A 26,644-nucleotide genomic window follows, 5' to 3' on the forward strand; every position below is an offset into this window, starting at 1 on the left:
TAAAAATATACTTTTGTGGCTAGCCATACATTAGTTAGCATGAATAATATTCAGGTAAAGTGGCCCCTTAACCCACAGGAAACCTTGTTGTACCAGGGAAATGCGCTTTATATCACGGGTAAATACAGTGCCAAACAGGGTAGCTTTTGCATTACCAGTGAAAGAATTGTATTTGAAAGAAGACCTATGTTTAGGTTGTTTGACATGATTAGCCGGCTGCTCGGGCGGCGAAAAAAGAATTTATCATTTCCATTAGCTACTATAACCAGTTTTAGAGCAACTAAATACCTTTTGTATAAAAGGGCTGTCCAATTAGAGTTGATGGATGGCGTTAGCTATCTATTACTTCAGCGCAGGCAGATGGGAGGATATAGATGCCGCTTATCAGAAAGCCATACAGGGTGTTAAGCCTCTTGTCCGGTAAATTTAGAAGGAATTTTATCTCCATTGTCTCTAATACACTTTTAAGATATAGTGCATTAGGAATCCCCATCACTATAGTTAGCATTACCTCTTCATTATCTAGGCTCTGTCGAGCCTATGCTTAGCACCCGCTGTGCACCTATAGAAGCCCTGCAGGAGAGGTGGACTTGATGCGGGGGTGACGTTCGGATGTATAACGCCGATGAAATTGCATCAGTAAATGGATAAAGGTCAGAAATGGCCATAGCAGGGCTACTTCAGTACGAGACTGTAGCTGTGGAAAGAAATAGACTATTGAAAGGAAGCAGGTATAAAGGGACTATTCATCAAAATATCTCCGGAGGCAAGATGGCTTTATTCCAGTTGAATGATAGCTGGATATGCGTGTGTATAGGTAAGGTTGGGAAGCAATATCTTCCGCTTTGGGTAGGTACGTTTATGAGCAGATTTGGGTACCTGTGGCGCTGCCACCGCAATAATATCTGCCGCCATGTATTTTCTGTTGCCGGATGGGCTATCCTTGTACATGGATCTTACCTGGAAAACGACTACCAGTGAACCCTTCCCGGGTACCTCCAGTGAAACATTTGTTTCCTGGAAAGTAGTATCGGGGGCTATCATGAGCGTAACCGTTTCGCTACCTGCCACCTGACGTGATACAAAATCGATACGCGTTGCGATCACTTTTACTTCCAGGGCAGCCATACCGTTATACCCGGCGATGGTTTGTGCGGGAATGTTTAATATCCCGTTGCTTAAAAGGCGGGGGGCCACCGGAAAAAAACGATCTATTCCGGTATGCTGATTGAAGCGGAAGCCTGTCAGGGCCTCGTGATGATCGCCGGCAGCAATGAGTAGCTTGTTTAGCCGATTGATGTGGCCGCCATCACAATGGATATCCAGGTGGCCGTAGAAAGCATGCCGGATAAAAGCGCCTTTCCTGCTGGCGATGCCAAAGCGGCGGGATGCGCGGCGGGTAGCAGCCGTTTGCTGCACGCTTTCAGGCATGGAGCGCAGGAAGTAGTTGCCATTGCGTTTATACCCAATGAGAGGGCCGAGTTTTCCCGTAAAGGGAATAATAGACATTTGTTTTGCCATGAGAGATTATTTTGATTACTATAAATATAACATAATTCGGGGAACGTGTTTTCGGGGCAAATTGAAGATTAGCTAAAGGGAGTGTATGGCCTATTGTATAATATTCAAAACTAGTGTAGTAAGGATTTGAGAATGACAAATGCGAATGTATGGGCCTTTAGAGAATATTGAAAAAAGGTATTCTCCAGGATGCATATCGCAACTCAATAAATGCAACAATGTTTCATTTATTTATTGTTTTTCCTTACTTTGCGACCATTATGAGATGTAAAATATACTATCCGATCGCCCTGGCTGCGGTGATACACTTGCTTTGTCCATTAAAACTGAAAGCACAATTGATAAGTGAAAAAGGCAGGACAATGGAAAGTTCAAACAACACCTTGAGTAAAAATTTACAGGATGCCAGCCGGATTGGTCGTACTTCAGGATCCAAGGCGCCGGAATTCCAGGAGCTTTATGATTATGAAGTCAGTGCAAAGAACCTGGTCAGCGCTACATTTCCTTATCAAACCTTATTGCATAGGGCCTATGTGATCATGCTGGCCGAACAAAAGATCATCAGCCATGAAGAAGCTAAAAGTATATTGAATGGTCTTGTTAGAGTAGATAAGCTGGCTGTGCAAAATCCCTCCCTGCAGGTATACCTTCCTTATGAAGCGCAGTTGATCAAAGAAGTGGGCAGCGTGGGTGGAAAAATGCATATCGGTCGAAGTCGTAATGACCTCGACAATACGACTAACCGGATGTACTTACGGGATCAGTTGCTGGAGGTGATCGAAGGGGTGATACGCCTGCGTACGGCCATCCAAACGAAAGCACTGGRGCACCTGCAAACGGTGATGGTGATTTACACGCACCGAAAAGAGGCGCAGCCAGGTACACTCGCTCATTATTTAACAGCTATTGATGAAAGCCTGGCGAAATGTTTAGTGCGTTATCTTCAGTTGTATGAACGTATAGATCAATGTCCGCTGGGATCAGGCGCAAGTGGTGGCACCAGCTGGGCGCTGGACAGGTACAGGGTTGCTGACCTGTTGGGCTTTAACCAGCTTGTGGTGAATACGATAGAAGGCGCGGCTGGCTGGGATCATATCGCTGAATTTGCGGCCGATAATGCCATCTTCATGAGTGATCTTAGCCGCCTGGCTTCGGAGTTGCAGCTCTGGAGTACGGACGAATACAACTCAGTAGAACTGGATAATTCATATGCCGGTATCAGTAGCATGATGCCACAAAAAAAGAATCCCGATGCCCTTGAAAGAACCCGCAAGGCAGCGGCGATCACCACCGGGCAACTCATGTCTGTGCTGACCTCCTTAAACAGCATCGAATATCAGCATAGCGGCGTCAGGGTGATGCTGGAACTCAAGAGTCTTGATGCCCTTCTGGCTGCCACCCATACGATGACCGGCGTAGTCAGCACCTTACATGTCAATAAAGAAACGATGGCCAGGTACGCCCGGGAAAACTTCTCCACCATGACTGATCTGGCGGATGTATTGGTGAAGAGCGCCCACCTTGATTTCAGGGATGCGCATGAGGTGATTGCCTCCGTTGTTAATAATGCGATAGCGGAAAAGAAAACGGCGGATCAGATTACCCTGGCGATGATTCAGACTGCCGCGAAAGAACGATTAGGGCATGAGCTGACCATCTCTGAAAAGCAATTACAGACAGCACTTGATCCTGCCCAAAGCGTAGCGCATAAAACAGGACCGGGGATGCCGGCGATGTCATCAGTGATGGAGATGATCTCCAATGGCCAAAAAGATGTTGCTGCTAAATCTGCCTGGCTGGAAAAAAACAAGGCATATTTAAGTAGAAAGAAGGAGGCGTTGATGGAATTGGTGAAGCAATATTGAGGGGCTTTATGTGACTGTAGGCAAAGGGAATATGATCCTATCTTACCGGAAATTAATCAGTTGCCGGTAAGATAGGATAGTTATTTATCATTACTTTACATACTCTTTGAAAATCCTGTTCAGCCAGCGCAGCATCATGAATATCACGGCTGCCGCTCCTCCCAGCAGCAGGAAGTTTACAAGGAAATAGTTCGCCTTGTTATCATACGTATCCCATAATGTTGCCAGAATACCAGAGAGCTTATTGCCGATAGAAGTGGCCAGGAACCAGCCTCCCATCATCAGTGAGGTAATACGTGCCGGACTAAGTTTGGACACCAGTGATAATCCCATCGGGCTCAGAAACAATTCTCCTACGGTGATGACGCCGTAACAGCCTATCAGCCACCATGGTGATGCTTTAATAGCGCCATTGCTGCATACATATACCGCACCTACCATCATCAGCGTTGACAATGCTGATATCAACAATCCCCACGCTATTTTTGATGGAGTAGAAGGTTCCCGGTTTCGTCTCCGCAGTAATGCAAAGAAGGCTACCAGCAGCGGCGTTAATGTAATGACAAAAAATGGATTGATGGATTGAAACAACTCAGTATTGTACAAGCTGAAACTTTTTCCTTCTGCGGGCATCTTCTCCGGTGCCACATTTTTGAAGTAGGCTACATTACCCCACACTTTTTCGGGTTTGCCAGCCGCATCACGCACCACCCTGAATTCTTTATCATAAGCAGTGACGGAATCCGGTTTGTTCTGCACCGTTTCTACCAGGTAAAGGCGTTGCGCAGGTTGCTCAATAGCTGCAGGAATTTCCCTGTCGGTATAATATTGTGCCCAGGTAGTCAGTGCCGTACCATTCTGTTTAAATACCGCCCAGAAGACAATAGACACCGCAAAGATGGCCAACAGTGCTGATATGGGTTTACGATCCTTTGCATCCGCTTTCATCAGCAGGGATACAAAAAAGAACACGATTGGTACACAGGCGAAGATGAATGCATCGGTGGAGTCGGACCCGAAGATGTTGCCGGGAATAAACCAGGCGCCGAGTCCTACTACAATTGCCGGCAGGAATACAACCGAGAAAATCCTGCTCAGTGGCATATCGCCCTCTTGCTCGGGTTTGCGTACATCTGCATGTCGGTAATGTTTCATCCCGATAACAAAAATCAGCACACCCAGGAACATGCCTATACCGGCAGCAATGAATGCTGCGCCCCAGCCAATGGTATTGCGCAGGAAGGCAGCAAAAAAGTTACAGATAAAAGCGCCGATATTAATACCCATGTAAAAAATATTATACCCGGTATCTTTACGGCTGCGGTACCTTTCATCATTATACACATTCCCCAGCAAAGTGGAAATGTTAGGTTTAAAGAACCCGTTACCCACACAGATCAGTGCAAGGGACAGGTAAAATACAGTAAGGTTATGTACAGACAAACCTATATATCCGATACCCATTAATATGCCTCCGATGATAATCGACTTACTGTAGCCGAGTTTGCGGTCGGCAATTAAACCACCCAGGAAGGGCGTGAGGTACACAAAAGCGATAAAGGTGCCGAAGATATCCGCCGCAGTAGCACGGTCCATGCCCCAGCCGCCTTTTGAAGTGTCTGTCAGGTATAGCTGGAAAATACCGAGGATCAGGTAAAATCCAAATCGCTCCCACATCTCAGAGAGAAACAGGAAAGGCAGTGCCGTTGGATGATTACGCGTTTTTTTCATATAAACAAAATATAGGTAGCTGTGGTTATTGTGAGCGGTGAAACGATATCATCCGTTACCGCCAAACCGCTAAAATAAGGGAAAGATGGGAATCTAAACACTCCGGTGAGAGAAGGCGTCAACATATCCCTGGAGAAACTGGAAGTCTACCTTAAGCGGGTATTGGTTAAATTCGCCGGTAAAAGAATCAGTCATGAAATATGTGTATCTGGGAATTGCTATCGTCGCAGAAATCATCGCCACAAGTGCCCTGAAACAATCTCTTTCTTTTACAAAACTCTGGCCTTCTGTTATTGTAGTGACAGGCTATGCTGTGGCGTTTTACTTCTTAAGTCTGACTTTAAAAACTTTGCCGGTTGGTATTGCCTATGCCATTTGGTCCGGTGTGGGAATAGTCATGATAAGTGTGGTAGGTGCTTTACTTTATAAACAAAAACTGGATTTACCGGCGATCATTGGAATGCTGTTGATTATAGCCGGAGTGGTGATCATCCATGTTTTCTCTAAGATGTCGGCACATTAAGCCTTACGGGCAAAAGATGGTCATCTTCCTGATGTAAACAAAAAAAAGAGCTATTGCATACAATAGCTCTTCACGTGGTGTTATCCCGGTCTGTCTACAACGCATGGTTAGTTTCACGGAACATTTTAATCCCTTTATATTGCAATATGGCCATCAGCGCCACCCAAGCGGCAATGGTTATGATAATGATACTCCCGGTAAGTGTGATCAGGCCGCCGTATTCGATCACGAAAACAACACTGGCGAGTACCCATGACAAATCCATCCATGTAACTAATTTCACCAAACCAGCCACCAACTGCGGCCGGGTAGCAGTATACGCCACAAGGCCGGCAAAAACCAATAGAAAAATACCTGTTCCTGTAAAAGGGGTGGGCGTTGCTACGCCAAAAAGAGTGGCAAACAGGCTGGCCAGGATGATTAACAGAAGGCCGGCGGCAGCGGAGCTGATGGCATTGATCAGCAAGGTGGTTTTAAGCTGTTTCATAAGTTCTGATTTTGAAACAAAGGTAGCGGCGCCCGGAGGCTGCGTTGTTACCATTTTACGACAATCAGTTATCATTTAGCGACAGCCGGGTTTCAAATGATGTAGCCAACGGCAACGGCTATATGATGTTATCCCTGCGAATGTATGGAACTGCTTATGGCCAACAGAAAAACTATCAGTAAATGTTTCAGGGGAACATTTTATATAATCAGACGTATTGAAATAGAGAATGAATTGTTAATATTTTAGTTATTCTTGCTTATGTTTTTATCCTGTCTTAGATTGGGCCAAAATGGGGAAATCAGGTATTTTAAGAACAACTGTCATATTGAGCGTATTCATCCTGTTCCGGTTGGTTTCCAGCGGACAGGTACGGATTCATGGTACTACCTTCGACCGTTCAGCACGATTTGGGCTGCCGGGAGTAAGCGTAATGAGCAACTCTGGCGCGGGTGCAGTATCTGATTCTGCCGGGCATTACTCGATTGTTTTGCCGCTCACAGACTCCATCAGTTTTTCCTACCAGGGAAAGGCTACCATGAAATTCGCCGTAAAAGAAATCAACAATAATCGCCCTTACGATATAAGTCTGCATGTGGACACACATGTTTTACCCACCGTAGTGGTATCCACCATGCGCCTGGGAGATTACCTCTCAGATTCATTGAAGAACCGGGAAGAATACCGTAAAGTATTTGACTACTCACCGGAATACCTGTCTGGCGGTGGAACCAGCGGCATGGGAGTGGGGATCAACCTGGACGCTTTGTTCAGCATGAAGAAGATCAAACGGATGGAGAACTTCCGTCGCTTCATGGAGCGGGAAGAACGTGAGAAATACATTGACCACCGGTTTAGTAAGGAGCTGGTAAAGAAAATAACCGGCCTTACATCACCGGCGCTGGAAGTTTTCATGAAAGAATACCGCCCCACCTATGAAATGCTCCTGAGCTTCGAGAATGAATACCAATACTATCAGTTCATCCAGGAGTCAGGTAAATACTTCGCTGAAGGCTGGAGGCGGGAACATCCTGCTCAGCCTTAAGAAATTACTTTTTTTCCTGCAGCTTTGCTCACTAATGTGGTAATATATTGTTGAATGGTAGTAGCGCCACGCTCTGGCAGATTAGGCTTGGTATAGGCTCCTTTGAGGGTAATGTTGGTCATCGCTATCATGGAGGCAGCGGCTATCTTAGAGAAACCATTGCTTTCCAGCATTCGTTCCCACTGATCTGCCGGCGTTTCCACGGCTTGCACCGGTTTCCCAAGTGCAACAGCAAATGCAGCAGCTACATCGGCTGCGGAATACGTTTCCGGTCCTTCCACATAATGTAGACCTGTATGATTAATGGGCGCCAGCATCAGTCTTGCGGCTATCTTTCCGATATCTTTCGGTGCCACCATCGGTAGTTTAAAGTCGACCGGATACATGGTATGTACCTTTCCTTCTTTTACGGCGGTGGCTAACGCAGCATCCCAGTTACTCATATAGTAGGCAGCGCGGATGATGCTATTAGGGATAGACGACGCTTTTAATTCCTGTTCCATTTTATATAAAACGCCCAAATCCCCGATGCCTTCACCCGTCTGGGCTCCGTAGGTTGATTCGCCTACTACCTTCTCAATATTGCTGCCTTTGAGTGCCTGTAAGACAGATGCAAGTGTTTCAAGTTCTTTGCTGACAGTGTCTGTGTTTGGAGCTGCCGGAGGATTTAACAGGAAAAGTCGTTTGCCATTTTCAAAGATGGCTTGTAGTTTTTCCGTGTCAAGAACATCTGCTATGGCTACCTGAGCACCTTTCTGTTTCCAACGTTCTGCCTTTTCAGGATGATGAAGAATAACGGTAACGGATTCTTTGCGTTCCAGCAGCGCGTTTGCTACGAAGGTACCAACGTGACCCGTTGCGCCTGATACAATATGCATAGATGATGATTTATAATATGACAGGGCCTAAATTCTATGCCAGATAAAAATCCGGGAGTGCTCAATTGGCCATATATGCTAGTTTTTTCGGGTTTATAACGGTAATTTGCCCTGCCTTGATGGCTATCAGCTTTTCATCCCTGAAATCGCCCAGGGTACGAATCAGAGACTCCTTAGCCACACCGGTTAATGCCGCAAGGCTGTCCCGGCTCATATCGAAGCTATAGCTTTCGTGGCCGGAAGCATTATATTTATTGTAGAGCGACAAAAGAGCTGTAGATACTTTTTTGCGGAGAGAATTATAGGCGATGCCCAGCAACTGTTCTTCTTTTTCTGTAATGTTTTTGGAAAGTAGCTGAATGAACTTGTGCATCACTGCAGGATTATTGAATAGGAGGGCTTCGAAATCTTCCCTTGGAATGATGACGAGGTCGGCATCTTCCATTGCTTCTGCGCTTTCTTTGTAGGCCCTTTGTTCCAGCAACGCGGTATATCCGAGAAAATCTCCTTCATTATACAAGCCAATGACCAGTTCTTTACCTTCTTCATTACGTTTATAGGTTCTGACTTTTCCCTTTAGCACATAGTAAAGGCAGGTGGGGCGATGGTCTTCCATGTAGATATCCTGTCTCTTTTTATATTTCTGAATGCTATGACCTTCTTTCATTAACTCCTGCATATCCTTATTTATAGCAGTACTCATCAGGGTTTGCAAGCCTTGTATATCCGGAGGCAGCTCCTGTTTAAGCTGATCGGATTTTCTTAACCTGCTTTCGATGGCATTTAAAAGCCCTGTAGTGTCAAAAGGTTTGGTAATGTAATCGTCTCCTCCCATTTCCATACCTTTTCTAATTTCTGCTTTTTCTGCTCTTGCCGTAAGAAAAATGAACGGTATATTTCTAAGCGCTTTGTTTTTATGCAACAGATGCAATACACCATAACCGTCCAGCACCGGCATCATAATGTCGCATATAATCAGATCAGGTAATTCCGCAATAGCTAATTCAACTCCTTCCTTTCCATTTACTGCGATTAAAGTGGAATAACCAGCCAGGTGAAGTATTTCAGCTATATTTTCTCCAATCTCAACGTTGTCTTCAATTAGCAGGATCTTTTTCAATGAAATTTTTTTAAAGATTTATAGTAACAGTAAACACAGTCCCTTTGTTAAGTTGACTCTTGCAACTGATCTTGCCATTCATCAGCTCCACATATTGCCGCACAATGTGCAGTCCTAAACCTGTTCCCTGAATATTAGAAGCATTTTTTCCCCTGTAAAACCTTTCAAATAAATGCAGTTGGTCTTCTGCAGGGATGCCAATACCATTATCCTTGATAGATAATGTGAATGTTTTTTCAGTAGCAGTTGTTTGTAACACAATGCTGGAGCCTTGTGGAGAAAATTTTATAGCATTGGATAAGAGGTTCATCACAATGTGTTTTAAGTGCCCCGGGTCCATTAAAATATTTGTATTTCCGGTATGATTATACTGCAACTCCTGCTTCTTTTTTTCAAGGCCATGCATTTCGCTTATAATGGTGTTAATATGTTCTTCCACATCAAAGATTACTTTGTGTTCCTGAATCTTGCCTTCTTCTATCTTTCCAACTGATAAAAAGTCGTTTAGTATATCTGTCAGCATATTCACAGAGGATACGATCCTCGTGATATGCCTTTCACGCTCGGGTTGTTCTGCTGTTTGCGCGTACTTGCTTACCAGGTAAGCGGAAGACAGAATCGTACTCAGTGGTGTTCTGAATTCATGGGAGGCGAGCGATACAAATCCTGATTTCAGTTCATTCAGCTCCTTTTCTTTTTCCAGCGCGGCATTGAGTGAACTATTGACCTGTTGCAATTCAATATCCTTTGCTTCAGCAGCTTTGATCTGCACACCCAGGCGTTTTACTATTGCTGTTAGCGCTTGTGTACGCTCTTCTACTTTTTTTTCAAGATCAATATTTAATTGTTTCAGGGCCATCTCCGTTTCTTTGCGACTGGAAACATCACTTAAAAAGGCAATAGAAAACTGTCCTTGCGTTGTTTCATAGGTGCCAAGGCTTACTTCAACAGGAAATTCACTGCCATCTTTACGAACTGCATAAAGGTCCTGTCCAATGCCCATTGGCCTGTTTCGGGGATGCTCGATGAATTTTTCCCTGTACTGAATATGTTGGTTGTGAAAGCGTGGCGGGATCAATCTTTCCACTTTCTGTCCAATGATGTCTTTTTCTTCGTATCCAAACTGCTTTAAAAGGAAAGGGTTGGCCATTAATACCCTGCCCTGCCCATCTGCTATGATAATTCCCATAGTAGCATAGTTGAATAGCGCATCAAAATCAATGTTGTTGTTATGGCTCATAAGATGGTGGGGCCGTTACCTGTGAAATTTGTTATATAAGGTATTAATGAATTTTGAGGGCGGTTTCTTCATGCCGGTTACTCATATAAATATACTTAATTTATTTTTCTCCCTTATTAATACGTTGCAGTGCAACAATGCCTTGATATAATTGTTGTGTAGAGATATTATTGGTCTGTAATATACTTTTAGTTGATTAGGATCATTAACTAACTGATTCTAATCATTGCCGGGGGATGTAGGTAATGGTACATTGTGATGAATAAAACAAAGATATGCGAGACCTATAGCTTGGAAATATAACCTCACCGTGTTCCTTCAGGAACTATTAAGCCAACGATTCCATTCCCGGTTTTAAAAAACAGAAATATGAAAACAGCCATAATTTTTCACATGACATTGCTTGCTCTTGTTGGATTTGCAACCAGCGCGTATGCACAGGCCACGGCTTCTGCTTCCGCTACGGCTACTATAGTAACACCTATCAGCATTACAAAGAATGTAGATATGAATTTCGGTAACGTTGCTGTGCAGGCCTCAACAGGAGGTACGGTGGTGTTAACTCCGGCTGGCGTACGTTCAGCAACAGGAGGAGTGACGCTTCCGGTAACAAATGGTACCGTATCCGCAGCTTCCTTTACCGTTAACGGTTCCGGTAATTATACCTACAGCATTACACTGCCATCTACTGCGCTCACTATTACAAGCGGGGCTAATAACATGACCGTTAGTTCGTTCACAAGTAGTCCATCAGCTATTGGAACATTGACAGCGGGTACGCAGACGCTTACCGTAGGCGCCACCCTCAATGTAGCAGCAGCAGCACCCGCAGGTACTTACGTTTCAGCAACACCGTTTGATGTAACGGTAAATTATAACTAACTATTTCTTCCGGATGTGGCGTGCATGTGCACGGTGTTGGGAAGAATGATGACCTCTAACTTAAACCATTATCCATGAAGCTGGTATTACAGATCAATCTGTACAGGCGTATGCAGGAACGAAATTTTATCTTCCTGCTTGCCACAACCCTGCTGCTCACCTTCTTTTTTTCTATAAAAGGGGTAGCGCAGGGTAACCTGTTAATAACCCCCAGGAGAATTATCTTTGAAGGACAAAAAAGAATGCAGGAGCTTAACCTTGCGAACAGCGGTAAGGACACTTCCAGGTACCTTATTTCTTTCATGGAAATCAGGATGAAAGAAGATGGTACTTTTGAACAAATCACCCAACCCGATTCGGGCCAGAATTTTGCCAGTAACTATCTCCGTATTTTTCCCCGCAACATCGTACTGGCTCCTGGTGAAGCTCAGGTAGTGAAATTACAGCTTATAAAAACCAATCAGCTTGTTTCCGGTGAATACCGTTCACATATCTATTTCAGGTCGGTGCCTGCACCAAAACCTCTGGGAGAAAAAGTCCCGGAAACTGATTCCACTGGTATATCCGTAACACTGGTTCCTGTTTTTGGTCTTACCATTCCGGTAATCATTAAAGCAGGTGAACTCTCCGTAAATGTGCGCATCTCCGATTTGGCGATGACAACAGGAGAAAACATGCAACCCGAGCTTAATGTGGTGTTCTACCGAAATGGGAACGCCTCTGTTTACGGCGATTTAACCGTTGAATATATTTCACCGCAGGGCAAAACAACCTCCGTAGGCGTAATAAATGGGATTGCTGTTTATACGCCGTTGCCCAGCCGGAAAATGAGGGTAATACTTAGTAAAATACCCGGTATCGATTACAAAACAGGAAAATTGCACGTAATATATACTACTTCTTCAGAAAGAAAGGATGCAAAAGCTGTTGAAATTGCGGCAGCTGATTTGGATTTGTTTTAATTGAAACCCCTTATTCCAGGATTTCAGTAGTAGCATTATAAGCGCTGAAAGACATGAAAAAATTGTGCATATCCATTTTACAATGTAAAAGTATATTGATTGGTTATTTGCTTTTTTTTCAAAGCCCTCAACTAACCGCTCAAACAGTAACCAATTATGTTTTTGCCGCTCCGGCCGGTACTTTCACTGCTTTGGCAACACCCACTGCTACCACCTGGACGGGCAACACAGATGAAGGTATTTCAAGTCTTATACCCATAGGATTTGATTTTTGGTATATGGGTACCCGTTATACCAATGTATCTGCGAGTACAAATGGATGGTTGTCTCTTGGTACTGTTGCCACAACTGCTACTCCTGTCAATAATTTGCTTTCAGGAGGCGCTCCAAGGCCTGTACTAGCCCCGCTATGGGATGATCTCAGCATTGGTGCTACCACCAATGTTACCTATAAAACAACCGGTACGGCAGGCAGCCAGGTGTTTACGCTGCAATACCTGAATGTGAAATGGCCCAGCCTTGCACTGGGAGGTGTTATATCCTTCCAGGTGAAACTTTATGAAAGTAGCGGTAAGATCGAATATATATACAGACCGGAATTAGTCCTGGCTTTATTGACGTCTGGCTCTGTTGGTATTACTGCTGCAGCTACCGGATCGGGTAATTTTCTATCTGTAAATGATGCAGGCACCAGCGCCGGCTCCACCACTGAATCCAATGTCACCAGCAGGCCTTCTTCCGGACAAATATACAGGTTCACTCCACCGGTGCCAACCGCTCCCGGCTCTTTAACATTCTCCGGTGTAACCAATAGTACGATGACATTAAACTGGACGGATCTATCTTCCAATGAAACTGGCTTTGTTATTTATCGTTCCACCGATGGCGTAAATTATAGTTTTGTATCACAAACAGCAGCTAATATTACCTCCTCTATCCAAACAGGTTTATCTGTCAATACCACTTATTACTGGAAAGTATATGCGGTTACGGAAGGCGCATTAAGCACGGTATTGAGCGGGAGTAAGACCACCGTAAATTATCCGCCGCCCCCTAATCTGGGAACTGCCGTTAATTTCGTTTTTTTTACGGTGGGCGGAGCAGTGGGTAACACCGGTATCTCCACCATTACAGGCAATCTGGGTACCAATGCAGGCGCCATTACTGGGTTAACAACTTCCACTGTGATCGGATCGCTGCATACAGCAAATGCCGCTACTGTACAAGGTGCAACAGATGTAGTTGCTGCGTATAATCAACTAAATGCTATTGCTGCTACTTCCACACATGGAGCAGTACTGGGGAATGGAGAAATCCTTACACCGGGTGTATACAATTTACCTGCTGCAGGATCTGTGGCAGGAGTACTGACATTAGATGCACAGGGAGATGCAAATGCAGTATTTGTTATTAAAGTAGGTGCTGCATTAACCACAGGTGCCGGTGCTGCTGTTAGCCTCGTGAATGGAGCAACTGCCTGTAACGTATTTTGGAAGGCAGAAGGGGCTATCACGATGGCAGCTTCGACTACGATGAGAGGCACATTGATAGCAAACAATGCCGCCGCTTCTATGGGTGCAGGAAGTGTACTGGAAGGAAGACTGTTTTCGACTTTAGGAGATGTTACTTTTAATGCCGTGTCAGCAGTGCTTCCTGCGTGTGCCTGTACACCACCGGCGCCTATTGTTACAAGCCCGTTGACTTATTGCCAAAATAGTACGGCCATTCCATTAACGGCTACCGGAACAGGTTTACTTTGGGACAGAGGTGCCGCTACCGCACCTACTCCTGTTACTACGGTAATAGGTGCTACTAATTACGCCGTTACACAAACAGCAGGCGGGTGCCTTAGTCCGCCGGCTAACATTACAGTTAACGTAACAGCCGGGCCATCTGCTGTTATTGCCTATGTGAATTCTCCCTATCGTTCGGATGCCGGCACTGCTGCTGTAACGCTTACCGGGGTAACCGGGGGAACTTATAGCTCTACGGCGGGACTGTCGATAAATAGTACAACTGGTTTGATAAATCTGGCAGCAAGTACACTGGGCACTTACACCGTTACTTATACCATTGCTGCCTCGGCGGGATGTAATCAATATCAAACAACTGCCAGTATTACCATCGTAGCACCACCCAGTGTGAATTTAGGTACTGCCGCGAATTATGTACTTTTTGCAGTTAGCGGTGGAGTAGGTAATACTGGTACTTCACAGATAACGGGTAATATAGGTACAAATGTGGGGGCCATTACCGGATTCGAGACCTCCACTGTGATTGGCTCCCTGCATACAGCGGATGCTGCCACCGCACAATGTGCAACAGATGTACTGTCTGCCTACAATCAATTAAACGGGCTTGCTGCTACTTCCACGCATGCAGCTGTACTGGGAAACGGGGAAACCCTTACACCGGGTATATACAATTTACCTGCCGCAGGATCTGTGGCAGRCGTGCTGACATTAGATGCACAGGGACATTCCGGTGAGCTATTTATTTTTAAGATAGGCGCCGCATTAACTACAGGCGCTGGTGCTACCGTTAACCTGATTAATGGTGCGTCTGCCTGTAACGTGTATTGGAAGGTAGAAGGTGCCGTCACTATGGGAGCATCCACTACAATGGTGGGTACATTGATCGCCAATAACGCAGCAGCATCTATGGGTGCCGGCAGCATCCTTACCGGAAGATTGTTCTCCACTTTAGGCGCTATCGCTGTGGGGCCGGGTTCCGCATCGTTACCTATATGTCCCTGTACACCAGCAGCACCCACGGTTACAAGCCCGGTAACTTATTGTCAAAACAGCACTGCCATCCCTTTAACCGCCACAGGAACAAATTTGCTGTGGGGCCGGGGCGCCACTACCGCACCTACGCCTGTTACTACGGCTATCGGCGCTACTAATTATGCCGTTACACAAACAGTAGGCGGATGTCTTAGTCAGCCAGCTACTATTACCGTAAATGTTACAGCCGGCCCATCGGCGGTGATCACCTATGCTAACTCACCCTATCGTTCAGATGCCGGTACTGCTACCGTAAGCCTTACCGGAACAACGGGTGGCACTTATTCTTCCACAACAGGTTTGTCTATAAACAGTGTGAGTGGTTCGGTAAATCCGGGAGCCAGTACGTTGGGTACTTATACCGTTACTTATACGATTGCTGCTGCTGCCGGATGTGATCAATATCAGACAACGACCAGCATTTCCATCATTCCTCCCCCCAGCGTTAGCTTAGGTACGGCGGCCAATTTTGCACTCTTTGCTGTTAGCGGGGGAGTAGGTAATACCGGCATATCACAGGTGACAGGTGATATTGGTACCAACCTGGGTGCTATTACCGGTTTCGAGACCGCCACCGTAGTTGGATCTATGCATACAGCGGATGCGGTCACCGCACAGGGTGCAACCGATGTGTTGTCTGTTTATAATCAGTTGAACGCGTTTTCTCCCACTGCCAGTCATGTAGCAGTGCTTGGAAACGGAGAAACTCTTTTTCCGGGCATCTACAATTTAGTGGCCGCAGGATCAGCCGCCGCCACGCTGACACTGGATGCACAGGGGAATTCCAATGAACTGTTTATTTTTAAAATAGGTGGTGCATTTACTACAGGCGCCGGTACTACCGTTAATCTCATTAATGGAGCATCTGCCTGTAACGTATATTGGAAGGTAGAAGGGGCTATTGCGATGGCTGCATCTACTACCATGGTGGGAACGCTTATCGCAAACAATGGAGCAGCTTCCATGGCCGCCGGTGGCATACTTACCGGGAGAATGTTTTCTACATTAGGAGCAGTGACCATGGGCCCTGGTTCCGTAACAGTACCGGTATGTACCACCAGCGGCTCGTGGACAGGTGCTGTTAGTACAGATTGGAATACTCCTGGCAACTGGTTTAATAACAGCATTCCAACGGCGACCATAAATGCGACGATACCATCAGGCGTTCCTCATTATCCTGTATTAAATACGGGTACGGGAGCCGTAAAAAATATAACTATACAAAGTAATGCCTCCCTAACGGTGACAGGTGGAACGCTCTCGATAGCGGGTTCAATGATTAATAACGGAACATTTGATGTGTCAGCCGGGACCGTTGTATTAAACGGGGCATCTTCGCAAACCGTACCTGCCAGCGTATTTGCAGGGAATCAGATCAGGCACCTTACGATTAGTAATAGTGCAGGTGTAACGCTGGGTGGAACTTTACATCTCACTGGAATATTGTTGGTATCCGCTGGCCAGTTGAACACAGGTGGAAATCTTACGTTGATGTCTACAGCGGCACAAACTGCACTGATCGACGGTAGCGGAGCAGGAGAGGTCGTTGGAAACGTTACGATACAGCGTTACCTGGCTTCCGGTTTCGGATACAAATATTTCAGCTCTCCATTCCAGGCTGCTACGGTAGGCAGCTTTGCCAATGTGGTAGATCTGAATGCATCTTTTCCCAATTTCTACCGCTATGATGAAAGTCAGGTTGCTTCCGGTTGGATAACGGATACAACGGCTGCTAATCCGCTGACGCCTCTGCAGGGATATGCTGCCAATACAGGTGCATCTTCTGTTGCAATGACGGTGAATCTTACCGGAGTAGTGAGCAATCATAATATCTCTTCGCCTACGCTGTATAATCATCACCAGGTTTACACGCAGGGTTTTAACCTGGTGGGTAATCCATATCCTTCACCAATTGACTGGAATGCAGCAGCGGGATGGAGCCGAACGAACATCGATAATGCAGTCTATTATTTTAATGCGGGTAACGTTAACCAATATACGGGAACTTATAGCTCCTATATCAATGGCGTTTCCAGCGATAATGTGGCAGGGCCTGTGATTGCTGCCATGCAGGGATTTTTTATACACGTTACGGATGGGGCATATCCGGTGGCAGCGTCTCTCACAATTAGTAATAACGCACGTATCAATAACCTGGCGCCGGTTTTTCACCGGGTGCCGCCACCAACTACGCCTTTAATCCGGCTAACAGCGGGATATGGAGATGACAGGGCGCCTGCAGATCCGGTGGTGGTTTATTTTGATGATGCTGCGAAACGGTTTTACGACAAAGAAATGGATGCGCTCAAACTCATGAATACGGATTCGCTGGTGCCAAGTTTGTATGTACTTGCTTCAGGTGCTCCCGGACTTTCGATTTATGCGTGGCCAGGATTGGAAGATAGTACAGATGTAATACCGCTTGGTTTGAAAATGGACCGGACCGGATGGATCATTTTCAATGCTGTTGATATAGAGCGATTCCCTGATAACCGGAATATCTACCTGTATGATATGATAGCAGGTGTACGACAGGACTTGCGGCGTAATCCGAGGTATCGCCTGTACCTGAACGCTGGTGGATATGAAAAAAGATTTTTCCTGGGGTTCCAGGGGAAATCTCCGGCCGTGCCACCTGTTACCGGCGGCATATATACTGCATATAGTGTGGGCCGCGTGTTAAATGCAAATATCACGGAGGTACCGGGTGAAAAATGTGACGTGGTAGTTACTAACGTAGCGGGACAGGTAATCATGAGGAAGCAGCTTGTTGGCAATGGACATCATGAGCTGGGATCGCAATTCAGCAGCGGGATTTATATCGTAAGCTTTTACACGCAGCAACAGAAAGTATTTGCGCAAAAGGTTTTTATTGGTAATTAATTTTTCATGTACATGACGTTATTCAACCACATATTCAACCGGAAAGTAGCGGGCTTGTTTACAACTGCAGGGACGTTGTTACTGATTGGCTGTCTGCATGCGGGGGCGCAGCAACTTCCCCCGCGTCCGATCTCCATTTTTGTGAACCCTGCACAGGGACTTATTTTCGGCGCCTTTTTTCAGGGCGTTTCAGGTGGCATGGTGATCATTTATCCGGATGGTTCACGTGCTGTTACCGGTAGCATTGTGCCAGCAAATCTGGGTTTCCCCTTTTCCCCTGCCATTTTTGAAGTAGACGCCAATCCAGGTACACTCATCGCCATTATGAACGGACCTGATGTTACCCTTACCGGTAGCAATGGAGGATTTATGCTTCTGCATATAGGTGCTGCAAGTACCGGCCCTTCCTTTGTAGCCACAGCAGTACCACCGGGCCGTACACTGGTCAGAATTGGTGGTACGCTTACCGCAGGTAATCCACTGGCCAGCCCACCTGGCGCATATAATGGTGTGTTTTCGGTAACATTTATCCAGCAATAACAGGATTAAAGTAATTGTGATGACAGGTAAAACCCCTCAAAATATTTCCCCCCCTAGTACCTGTACATGTTATGCGCTGGTGATACTCCTGCTGATGATTACTTTGTTGCTGTTGCCTTGTTTGTTGTCTCCTGTTTTTGCAAGACAGGAAGTCCCTGAATATTATGAAACATCTGTCTTTCTGGTGGTGGAAGGCATAGGTGGAAGAGAAGTGCCTGCTGTTATCAGCAATGAATCAGCCTACCTGTCTTTGAATGAGGTCTTTGATTTTTTAAAGATAAAGAATAGCCTGTCGCCGGGAGGAGACACCGTATCAGGTTTTTTTATTACACAGGAGGCGGTGTTTTTGATAGATAAAACACATCACCGTATTGAATTTCAGGGGAAAGTATTTGAATTGTCATCCAATGATCTTATTCGTACTACCGCCGATCTTTATATGAAGACAACTGTTTTCGGTAGTGTGTTTGGATTGGAGTGTAAATTTAGTTTCCGAAGCCTGTCCGTTAATATGACCACAAAGCTGGAATTGCCAGCCATACGGGAAATGCGACAGGAGATGATGCATCGTAATATCAATCGGCTTAAAGGACAAATAAAAGCGGATACCGTCATCGCCCGGAGTCACCCGCTATTTCAATTTGGCATGGCCGATTGGTCGGTAATCGCCACGCAAAGGACAGAGGGGGGGAATGATACCCGGATGAATCTTGCCTTGGGAGGTACTGTTGCGGGTGGGGAAACCATGGTGTCACTTAATTACAACGGTTATTCCCGGCAGGAATTACCGGTTAATCTTGATAGCAACAGTAGTATTGTCAGGCCCTTTGACCAAAGGCAGCAATATTATCGCTGGCGTTATGTTAACAATGATAATAAGTGGTTGCGGCAGGTGATAGCCGGAACACTATTTACACAATCCATTGCTTCTATTTATGATCCGGTAGTAGGTGTTCAGTTTACGAATACATCCACTGCTTACAGACGTTCTTTTGGCACCTATACGTTGAGCGATTTTACCGAGCCGGGATGGACAGTGGAACTTTATGTGAACAATGAGCTGACAAATTATGTAACAGCCGATGCCTCCGGATTTTTCACTTTCCAGGTGCCACTGGTATATGGTAACTCGCTTGTGAAGCTTCGCTTTTACAGTCCCTGGGGAGAAGAGCGCACGCGGGAAGAAAATATCAGCATTCCTTTCAATTTCCTGCCACAACGTGAATTTGAATATACTGTCAGTGCGGGTATCGTGGAAGACAGTAGTAACAGCCGGTTTGCACGTGTCAGCTTGAATTATGGCGCTACAAAGCATTTGACAATAGGAGGTGGTGTGGAATACCTTTCCTCCGTTACCACAGGTAAAAATATGCCTTTCGTCAACGCTTCGCTCCGAATCACTTCCAACCTTTTAGTTTCCGGAGACTATACCTATGGGGTAAGGGCAAGAGGCATTATCAACTATCGCCTGCCATCCAATCTGCAAATTGATTTAAATTATACGCGGTATAAAAAGGGGCAGAAGGCGATTAATTATAATTACCTGGAAGAACGGAAAATCATGGTGTCCAGGCCGTTCGTCGGTCGTCACTTTGCGGTGTTTTCCAGGCTTACAATAGATCAAATGATATTGCCCGGAACAAAATATACAACAGGGGAATGGCTGATGTCCGGAGCATTGTTAGGAATAGGCGCCAACCTCACTACTTATGCCGTATTAACGGATAATGTGGCCCCATACTTTTATAGTAACCTGGCATTGACTTTCAGGTTGCCGGGAAGACTAATGGTTACACCTCAGGTGCAATACGAATACAACAAAAGCAGGGTGATGGCCACCAGGTGCCAACTGGGGAAATACCTGTTCCGCCACGGGTATATGGATGTAACCTATGAACGAAACTTTAAAAGCGATTTTAATAATATTGGGATAGGTTTTCGCTATGATTTTTCGTTTTCACAAGTGGGGCTTTCCGCCTGGCACAGCAATAATGTGACCACGCTGATTCAATCTGCCCGGGGAAGTTTGATATATGATGGGAAGTCCCGTCAGCCCGATATTAATAACCGCACCAACGTTGGAACAGGAGGAGTTATTATCCTCGCCTTCCTGGACCTGAATAACAATGGTCACCGCGATGCCGGCGAACCTAAAGTGAATGGTCTTCAGATTGCCGTTAATGGTGGTCGTATAATAGTCAGCAAACGGGACTCAACGATCCGTATCATGGAACTGGAGCCATACGCTCATTTTTTTATTGACATGAGCCGGAATAGTTTTGAAAGCATAGCCTGGCAGATAAAGCACCAAACGGTTAGCGTTGCGATTGAACCTAACCTTGTAAAATTGATAGAGGTGCCTGTGGCAGTAATGGGGGAAGTATCAGGAACCGTTTATGTGAAAGAAAACAATAAACAAATGGGACTTAGTCGTATCACCTTAATTATTTACAGGCAGGACGAAAGCGTGGCTGCACGTATACAGAGCGAGGAAGATGGATATTTTAGCTATATGGGTCTCGCTCCGGGTAATTATACCGCCAGGGTAGATACTGTACAGTTACATAAACTAGGTATGACTGTGCTGCCGACAGTGAAACCATTCCATATTGCCCAAAACATGGAAGGAGACATGGTGGATGGTCTGGAATTCATTTTACAGCGATCAACGGAAGGCGAAAACATAAAGTAAAACAATGACAGAAAACGATCATTTACTTATGTGCTTAATTTTCTGTAACTTAAATACATGGCATTCAATCATTTTCTCTACAAAAAATGGAAAATTACTTTACCCATGTGGAGTATTATCAGCCCTTTGATTGGTTTGGTATTACTGGCATTGGCAAGTGAATTTGATGGGGGCATTTTTGCGGCCGTGATGGGCATCTCGCTGATCAGCGTGGTATTATCTGCTGTGCATCATGCAGAGGTAGTGGCTCATAAAGTGGGAGAGCCCTATGGTACGCTTATTTTAGCACTCGCCATCACGGTGATTGAAGTAGCACTGATTATCTCCATTATGCTCACCGAAGTGGGACAGGATTCCACGCTGGCCCGTGATACAGTGKTTGCGGCTATTATGCTGATCCTCTCCGGTATTATAGGAATGTCTTTGTTTTTAGGTGGATATCTTTACAAAGAACAGGCGTTTATTAAGCAGGGCGTAAGTGCTGCCCTGGTCACGCTGAGTGCCATTTCMATATTAACACTTGTATTGCCTAATTATACCACCACGGAAGTGGGCCCTATCTATTCCAGTAGTCAGCTTATTTTTGTGGCCATCATTTCCGTGGTATTGTATGGCAGCTTTGTGGCTGTGCAAACCATCCGGCACCGGGATTATTTCCTTCCAAAAGATGCTGCACCAGGAGATGAAGATATACATGCGGACCCACCTTCTAATCTAACGGCTACTATCAGTGTGTTGCTGTTGATCATTTCACTGGTCGTAGTAGTGCTGTTGTCCAAGAAGTTATCACCTACGATTGAATCTATTGTGGTGCATCTGGGCGCTCCTAAAACATTGGTGGGCGTTATCATCGCAGCGGTTATTCTCCTGCCGGAAGGGATCGCCGCCATCAGGGCAGCTGCGCAAAACCGCTTACAAACCAGCTTAAACCTGGCGTTGGGATCTGCCCTGGCCAGTATCGGGCTTACCATTCCGGCGGTAGCTATTGTCAGTTATTTTGCAGGCTTCCGGGTAACCCTGGGAATTGATGCCAAGTCGACTTTACTGCTCATCCTTTCCCTGTTTACGATCAGCATTTCGTTTAATGCGGGTAAGACAAATATCCTGCAGGGCATCGTGTTGCTGGTGATACTGGCAACCTATATGTTTATTTCCGTGGTGCCTTAAAGTAGTTGTTCCGCTTACTTTTTTCTCAGTCTTTCAATTACCTTTTTTGTCTCTTCCGGATAAATACTAATCAGGTGTGTGCGTATAAAATCTGGTGTAGGCCTGGTTTGCCCATTGGTCAATAACGTAATGTTTCCCGATGGCAACGCCGGCATGTGGCAGTCGATGCAATTGGCCGCTAACACCGATGGTGCAAAGCCTTTTTGTTTGCAGAAATGATTGCCGGTGGTTTGATGGCAATTCATACAGCGCTGGGAAAATACTGCGATATCATCACTTTCCTTTGTATGCGGATTGTGGCAGGACGAACAGTTCATATCCGCGCTCATGACGGCACATTTACTGGCAGTGAATAGCTGGTATTGTGTGCCATGTACATCCATTTCAGTGGCTTTGGCAGGTCTTCCCGGATCAGGAAAGAAATAGTCGGATAAGGGATCGCCGGGTTGGTAGCTAAACGCTGATTTCTGTGGTGTTTTAAGCCCCGAATGACATAGTCCGCACATGTCCAGCCGTTGTTGATTTTTTAGAGAGGAGATGGTGGTGATATACTTTGCGTGTTTTTCTTCGGGATGGGCAGACTGGTATTCCACATGTGCAGCGGCTGCACCATGACAACGTTCACAATCTATACCATATACCACTTCGTTTTTCTCAAATGTCTCCACCAGGTGCAGTCCTTCCATTTTCACTTCCTTAAAAGCAACACCGGAACTATGGCAACCGAAGCAGGTGCTGGGAATGGCCCGGTCAAACCGGGGATAGGCCGCCGGAAACCCGGGACTATTGGCCCAGTTAGCGGGCGGTACAAAGTAAGACAATGGTAACTGGTAGTATTTATCGTCTTTCCAGTACAGGTAAGTCTGTGCTTTTCTGCCGGAACCTATGGCTATGTCAAAGGGATGTACGGTGGTAAGGGTATCGTTGGCGTAGGCCGCCTGAAAAAGTGCACTGTCATGTGCTTCCATCTGCACCTTTATACCATTGCTGTAGGTGAACACATTATCGGGCGACAAAAAGCTGCCAAGAACCGTTGCTTTGGACGCCGGTCTGCTGGTATTATGATGGGCGGAACGAAGGAATGCGGTGTAAATACTTTGATGACAGCCTGCACAGGTGGCCGCGCCGGCAAATTGATTCCCTCTCAGGTCTTCCTTTTTCGGCGCCTTGCTGATACATTGGGAGAGGATGCTGATACAACAGAGCAGGAACAAAGACACATAGAGCTGGCGTTTATTCATATCGTGGAAATGTCCGTAAATATACAAATCCCCCTGACAATTTTTTATGCCCCCAGATCTGTAGGTAATCCATCCAGGCTCACCATATTCTTTTCTGCCTTGTAGATTTCGAGGCCTTCAGGGCCTTTTGCCGCAGCCCATTTGGCGGCATGATCCCTTTCCCCGCTGTATTCGTACAGTGGTACCCCAAAGCCGCAGGAGGTCTGCACTTTATGAATGTCGGCTACTATAATCTGCCTGGTGGCAGGCATCAGCGTAAAGTGGGCCGACAATTCGTCCCATTCAGGATCTGTAGGCAATACCGTATAGCCTTTCCCGTATAAGCGCAGAATATTGGGCGGACCGTCAAAAGCACAGAACATAAAGGTGATCCGTCCGTTTTCCCGGATGTGGGCAGATGTTTCATTGCCGCTGCCTACAATATCCAGGTAACCTACCCGTGTGGAAGAAAACACCCGGAAGCTATCCAGTCCTTTAGGCGAAAGATTAATATGTCCCTGGGCAGTGAGTGGGGCGGAGGCGACAAAAAACATTTTCTGTGCAGCGATGAAGTCCTGGTGCTGCGGTTTAATATCATCAAAGAATTTTCCCATACATCATATCATTTAAGCGTGGGCCAGGTATGAAGGTACAAATTTTTAAGGGTTACAGCTACCACGATTTCTATCATATGCAGTACATTTGATGATTACAAACTACTAATGAAGCACTGCCGGTATTCATCTGGCAGGAAAAATATATTGCATGAAGGCAATTAAAATAATACTGATCATCTGTTTATTATCTTCCTGTAAAAGTAAATGGGAAAAAACGCAACCAGTAGTTGAGAAAATTTCCGAATCGGTATATGCCTCCGGTATTATTAAAAGCAGGCATCAGTACCAGGTGTTTTCAAAAGTAAACGGGTTAATTGTAAATATTCCCGTTACCGAAGGAGATACTGTGAAGAAGGGCGATCCCCTGATGGTGATACTGAATGAAACAGCAAAACTGAATACAGAGAATGCCGCCCTGTCGGCCGCTTACGCCTCGGTGAGCGCCAATGAAGACAAACTCAATGAACTCAAAGTAAATATAGATCTGGCCAGAAATAAATTGAATAATGATTCACTGCTGCTCGCCCGTCAACGCCGGCTATGGCAACAGCAGATAGGCAGCCAGCTACAGGTGGAACAGGCAGAACTGGCCTATAAAAGTTCCCTTACGAATTACAATGTAGCCCTGTATAAATACAACGACCTGCAGAAGCAACTCCGCTTCACTGCCAGCCAATCCGGTAAAAACCTGGAGATCAGCACCACTCAGAAAAATGACTATATCGTTAAAAGCGATATCGATGGCAGGGTATATAGCCTGTTGAAGAAAGCAGGAGAGATGGTAAATACACAGAGCCCGGTGGCCATCATCGGTGCAGCGCACGACTTCTACCTGGAATTACAGGCAGACGAATATGATATTGCCCGCATAAAATTGGGACAAAAAGTATTCATTACACTGGATAGTTATAAAGGACAGGCATTTGAAGCGGTTGTAGAAAAGATATATCCATTCATGAACGAAAGATCCAGGTCTTTTACCGTAGATGCCCGGTTTATTACGGAGCCGCCGGTAGTATATCCTAATCTCACGCTCGAAGCCAATATCGTGATTCAGACAAAAGATAAAGCATTAACCATCCCCCGTAATTATCTTTTGGAAGATGATTACGTAATGCTGGAGAATAAAGAGAAGAGGAAAGTGGTAACAGGGCTGAAAGATTATCAGAAAGTAGAGATCATCAGCGGACTAAGCACAGGAGATGTTATTATTAAGCCGGCGCCATGAACCACAAACTAATTTTCAGTATATCATTTTCATTGCTGCGCGCCCGCTGGAAACAAACGCTGGTAGCAGCGATAGGTGTTACATTCAGTATTACGATGTTTATTGCATTGCTGAGTTTTATGACCGGTTTAAATGGATTACTGGATGGACTGGTGCTGAACAGAACGCCACATGTACGTATCTATAACGATATCAAGCCCAGCAAACATCAGCCCGTCAACGTATCAGGGCAGTATAAGCAATACCATAATTTTATTAAGTCCGTAAAGTCAGCCAGTGGCCGCCAGGAAATATTCAACAGCGGGGCCATTATGGAAGTCCTGAAAAATGACAACAGAGTACTGGGCTTCGCTCCTAAAATTATTGCACCGGTGTTCTTTAATGCAGGCACCATTGATATTACCGGCGTGGTAAACGGTATTGATGTACAATCAGAAAGCAACCTGTTTCATTTTAATGACTACATCATTACAGGAAAAGCGATCGACCTGAAAAACGTACCAAACAGCATTATTCTGGGTAAAGGAGTCGCAGATAAGCTCCTGGCAGATCCCGGAGATGTTGTACAGGTGACTACTTCGGAGGGAGACATTATGCCGCTGAAAGTAGTGGGCTACTTTCAATCGGGGCTGCAGGACTTTGATAAAGTACAATGCTATGCGTCTATCAATACAGCACAGAAATTACTGGGTAAACCCAATAATTATATCACAGATATACAGGTGAAACTGAAAGATATGAGCCAGGCGCCTGCAGTGGCGAAAGAGTATGGGGGCTTATTTCAGGCTGATACAGAGGACATTCAAACTGCCAACTCACAATTTGAAACCGGCAGTTTTATCAGAACATTGATTTCCTATTCTGTGGGCATCACGTTATTAATTGTAGCAGGTTTTGGGATCTATAATATCCTGAACATGATGATCTATGAAAAGATGGATGCGATTGCGATCATGAAAGCTACCGGTTTTTCGGGTAGTGATGTAAACCGGATATTTATTGTGATTGCGCTGAGCATTGGTCTGGCTGGCGGTTTGGTAGGATTGGTCCTGGGCTTTTGTTTATCTGCTGTTATTGACCAGATTCCGTTTCACACAGCGGCGCTGCCTACCATTACTACTTTTCCCGTGAATTATAATCCGGCCTTCTATTTTATAGGAGCTGTATTTTCATTGGTCACTACTTACTTTGCCGGTTACTTTCCTGCGAGAAAAGCCAGCAAAGTGGATCCTGTCATTATTATAAGAGGAAAATAAG

General features: G+C 45.5%; 19 protein-coding genes. 11 read left to right on the plus strand and 8 right to left on the minus strand.

Translation table 11 applies throughout. The features are described 5' to 3' along the window. Positions 1 to 777 precede the first annotated feature (777 nt). On the minus strand, positions 778 to 1,521 hold the full coding sequence (locus tag AC1DP6_RS22100; RefSeq protein ID WP_477056761.1) for a hypothetical protein: 744 nt from the start codon (positions 1,519 to 1,521) through the stop codon (positions 778 to 780). Between the two features lie 362 nt (positions 1,522 to 1,883). Here AC1DP6_RS22100 and argH point away from each other — a divergent pair, with 362 nt between their 5' ends. Beyond that, the gene (gene argH, locus AC1DP6_RS22105; protein ID WP_477056762.1) at positions 1,884 to 3,386 is read left to right on the plus strand and encodes an argininosuccinate lyase; all 1,503 of its coding nucleotides are present in this window, start codon (positions 1,884 to 1,886) and stop codon (positions 3,384 to 3,386) included. A gap of 90 nt (positions 3,387 to 3,476) precedes the next feature. Here the strand turns inward: argH and AC1DP6_RS22110 are convergent, their stop codons facing one another. Then, positions 3,477 to 5,117, minus strand: a complete 1,641-nt coding sequence (locus tag AC1DP6_RS22110; RefSeq protein WP_477056763.1) for a peptide MFS transporter — start codon at positions 5,115 to 5,117, stop codon at positions 3,477 to 3,479. A 193-nt stretch (positions 5,118 to 5,310) separates the two neighbouring features. On the opposite strand from AC1DP6_RS22110, the gene AC1DP6_RS22115 reads away from it, so the two are divergent. Beyond that, the gene (locus AC1DP6_RS22115) at positions 5,311 to 5,640 is read left to right on the plus strand and encodes a DMT family transporter (RefSeq protein ID WP_477056764.1); all 330 of its coding nucleotides are present in this window, start codon (positions 5,311 to 5,313) and stop codon (positions 5,638 to 5,640) included. 94 nt (positions 5,641 to 5,734) lie between these two features. On the opposite strand, the gene AC1DP6_RS22120 is transcribed toward AC1DP6_RS22115, so the two are convergent. After that, positions 5,735 to 6,127: a hypothetical protein gene (locus AC1DP6_RS22120; RefSeq protein WP_477056765.1), complete on the minus strand. Its 393-nt coding sequence runs from the start codon at positions 6,125 to 6,127 to the stop codon at positions 5,735 to 5,737. Between the two features lie 292 nt (positions 6,128 to 6,419). On the opposite strand from AC1DP6_RS22120, the gene AC1DP6_RS22125 reads away from it, so the two are divergent. Next, complete coding sequence (locus tag AC1DP6_RS22125; protein WP_477056766.1) at positions 6,420 to 7,172, plus strand: peptidase associated/transthyretin-like domain-containing protein; 753 nt, start codon at positions 6,420 to 6,422, stop codon at positions 7,170 to 7,172. On the opposite strand, the gene AC1DP6_RS22130 is transcribed toward AC1DP6_RS22125, so the two are convergent. From AC1DP6_RS22130 to AC1DP6_RS22140, 3 genes are all read right to left on the minus strand, one after another. Beyond that, entirely contained in the window at positions 7,169 to 8,050 is an 882-nt protein-coding gene (locus AC1DP6_RS22130) for an NmrA family NAD(P)-binding protein (RefSeq protein ID WP_477056767.1), read from the minus strand. The genes AC1DP6_RS22125 and AC1DP6_RS22130 overlap by 4 nt on opposite strands. A gap of 61 nt (positions 8,051 to 8,111) precedes the next feature. Beyond that, positions 8,112 to 9,170, minus strand: coding sequence for a response regulator (locus AC1DP6_RS22135; RefSeq protein WP_477056768.1), 1,059 nt, complete (start codon positions 9,168 to 9,170; stop codon positions 8,112 to 8,114). 10 nt (positions 9,171 to 9,180) lie between these two features. Continuing rightward, entirely contained in the window at positions 9,181 to 10,410 is a 1,230-nt protein-coding gene (locus AC1DP6_RS22140) for a PAS domain-containing sensor histidine kinase (protein ID WP_477056769.1), read from the minus strand. 369 nt (positions 10,411 to 10,779) lie between these two features. Here AC1DP6_RS22140 and AC1DP6_RS22145 point away from each other — a divergent pair, with 369 nt between their 5' ends. From AC1DP6_RS22145 to AC1DP6_RS22170, 6 genes are all read left to right on the plus strand, one after another. Beyond that, complete coding sequence (locus tag AC1DP6_RS22145) at positions 10,780 to 11,292, plus strand: DUF4402 domain-containing protein (RefSeq protein ID WP_477056770.1); 513 nt, start codon at positions 10,780 to 10,782, stop codon at positions 11,290 to 11,292. A 74-nt stretch (positions 11,293 to 11,366) separates the two neighbouring features. Beyond that, on the plus strand, positions 11,367 to 12,254 hold the full coding sequence (locus tag AC1DP6_RS22150) for a fimbrial biogenesis chaperone (protein ID WP_477056771.1): 888 nt from the start codon (positions 11,367 to 11,369) through the stop codon (positions 12,252 to 12,254). Between the two features lie 107 nt (positions 12,255 to 12,361). Continuing rightward, a complete protein-coding gene (locus tag AC1DP6_RS22155; RefSeq protein WP_477056772.1) occupies positions 12,362 to 17,923 on the plus strand; it encodes an ice-binding family protein in 5,562 nt (1,853 codons plus the stop codon). Between the two features lie 12 nt (positions 17,924 to 17,935). Continuing rightward, positions 17,936 to 18,463 (plus strand): DUF4402 domain-containing protein, encoded by a 528-nt coding sequence (locus tag AC1DP6_RS22160; protein WP_477056773.1) that lies wholly within the window; start codon positions 17,936 to 17,938, stop codon positions 18,461 to 18,463. Positions 18,464 to 18,482: 19 nt separating this feature from the next. Further along, complete coding sequence (locus tag AC1DP6_RS22165; RefSeq protein WP_477056774.1) at positions 18,483 to 21,155, plus strand: hypothetical protein; 2,673 nt, start codon at positions 18,483 to 18,485, stop codon at positions 21,153 to 21,155. A 57-nt stretch (positions 21,156 to 21,212) separates the two neighbouring features. Then, on the plus strand, positions 21,213 to 22,322 hold the full coding sequence (locus AC1DP6_RS22170) for a calcium:cation antiporter (RefSeq protein ID WP_477056775.1): 1,110 nt from the start codon (positions 21,213 to 21,215) through the stop codon (positions 22,320 to 22,322). Between the two features lie 14 nt (positions 22,323 to 22,336). Here AC1DP6_RS22170 and AC1DP6_RS22175 read toward each other — a convergent pair whose 3' ends face one another. Both AC1DP6_RS22175 and AC1DP6_RS22180 read right to left on the minus strand, forming a co-directional pair. Next, positions 22,337 to 23,563 (minus strand): multiheme c-type cytochrome, encoded by a 1,227-nt coding sequence (locus AC1DP6_RS22175; RefSeq protein WP_477056776.1) that lies wholly within the window; start codon positions 23,561 to 23,563, stop codon positions 22,337 to 22,339. A gap of 44 nt (positions 23,564 to 23,607) precedes the next feature. Then, the gene (locus tag AC1DP6_RS22180) at positions 23,608 to 24,156 is read right to left on the minus strand and encodes a pyridoxamine 5'-phosphate oxidase family protein (protein WP_477056777.1); all 549 of its coding nucleotides are present in this window, start codon (positions 24,154 to 24,156) and stop codon (positions 23,608 to 23,610) included. A gap of 151 nt (positions 24,157 to 24,307) precedes the next feature. Here AC1DP6_RS22180 and AC1DP6_RS22185 point away from each other — a divergent pair, with 151 nt between their 5' ends. Together AC1DP6_RS22185 and AC1DP6_RS22190 are read left to right on the plus strand one after the other, a co-directional pair. Beyond that, positions 24,308 to 25,387, plus strand: a complete 1,080-nt coding sequence (locus AC1DP6_RS22185) for an efflux RND transporter periplasmic adaptor subunit (protein WP_477056778.1) — start codon at positions 24,308 to 24,310, stop codon at positions 25,385 to 25,387. Continuing rightward, entirely contained in the window at positions 25,384 to 26,643 is a 1,260-nt protein-coding gene (locus AC1DP6_RS22190; RefSeq protein WP_477056779.1) for an ABC transporter permease, read from the plus strand. Before AC1DP6_RS22185 ends, AC1DP6_RS22190 begins: the two co-directional genes overlap by 4 nt. The last annotated feature ends 1 nt before the right edge of the window (position 26,644 follow it).

It is taken from the genome of Chitinophaga sp. 01L420 (genome assembly GCF_056399985.1).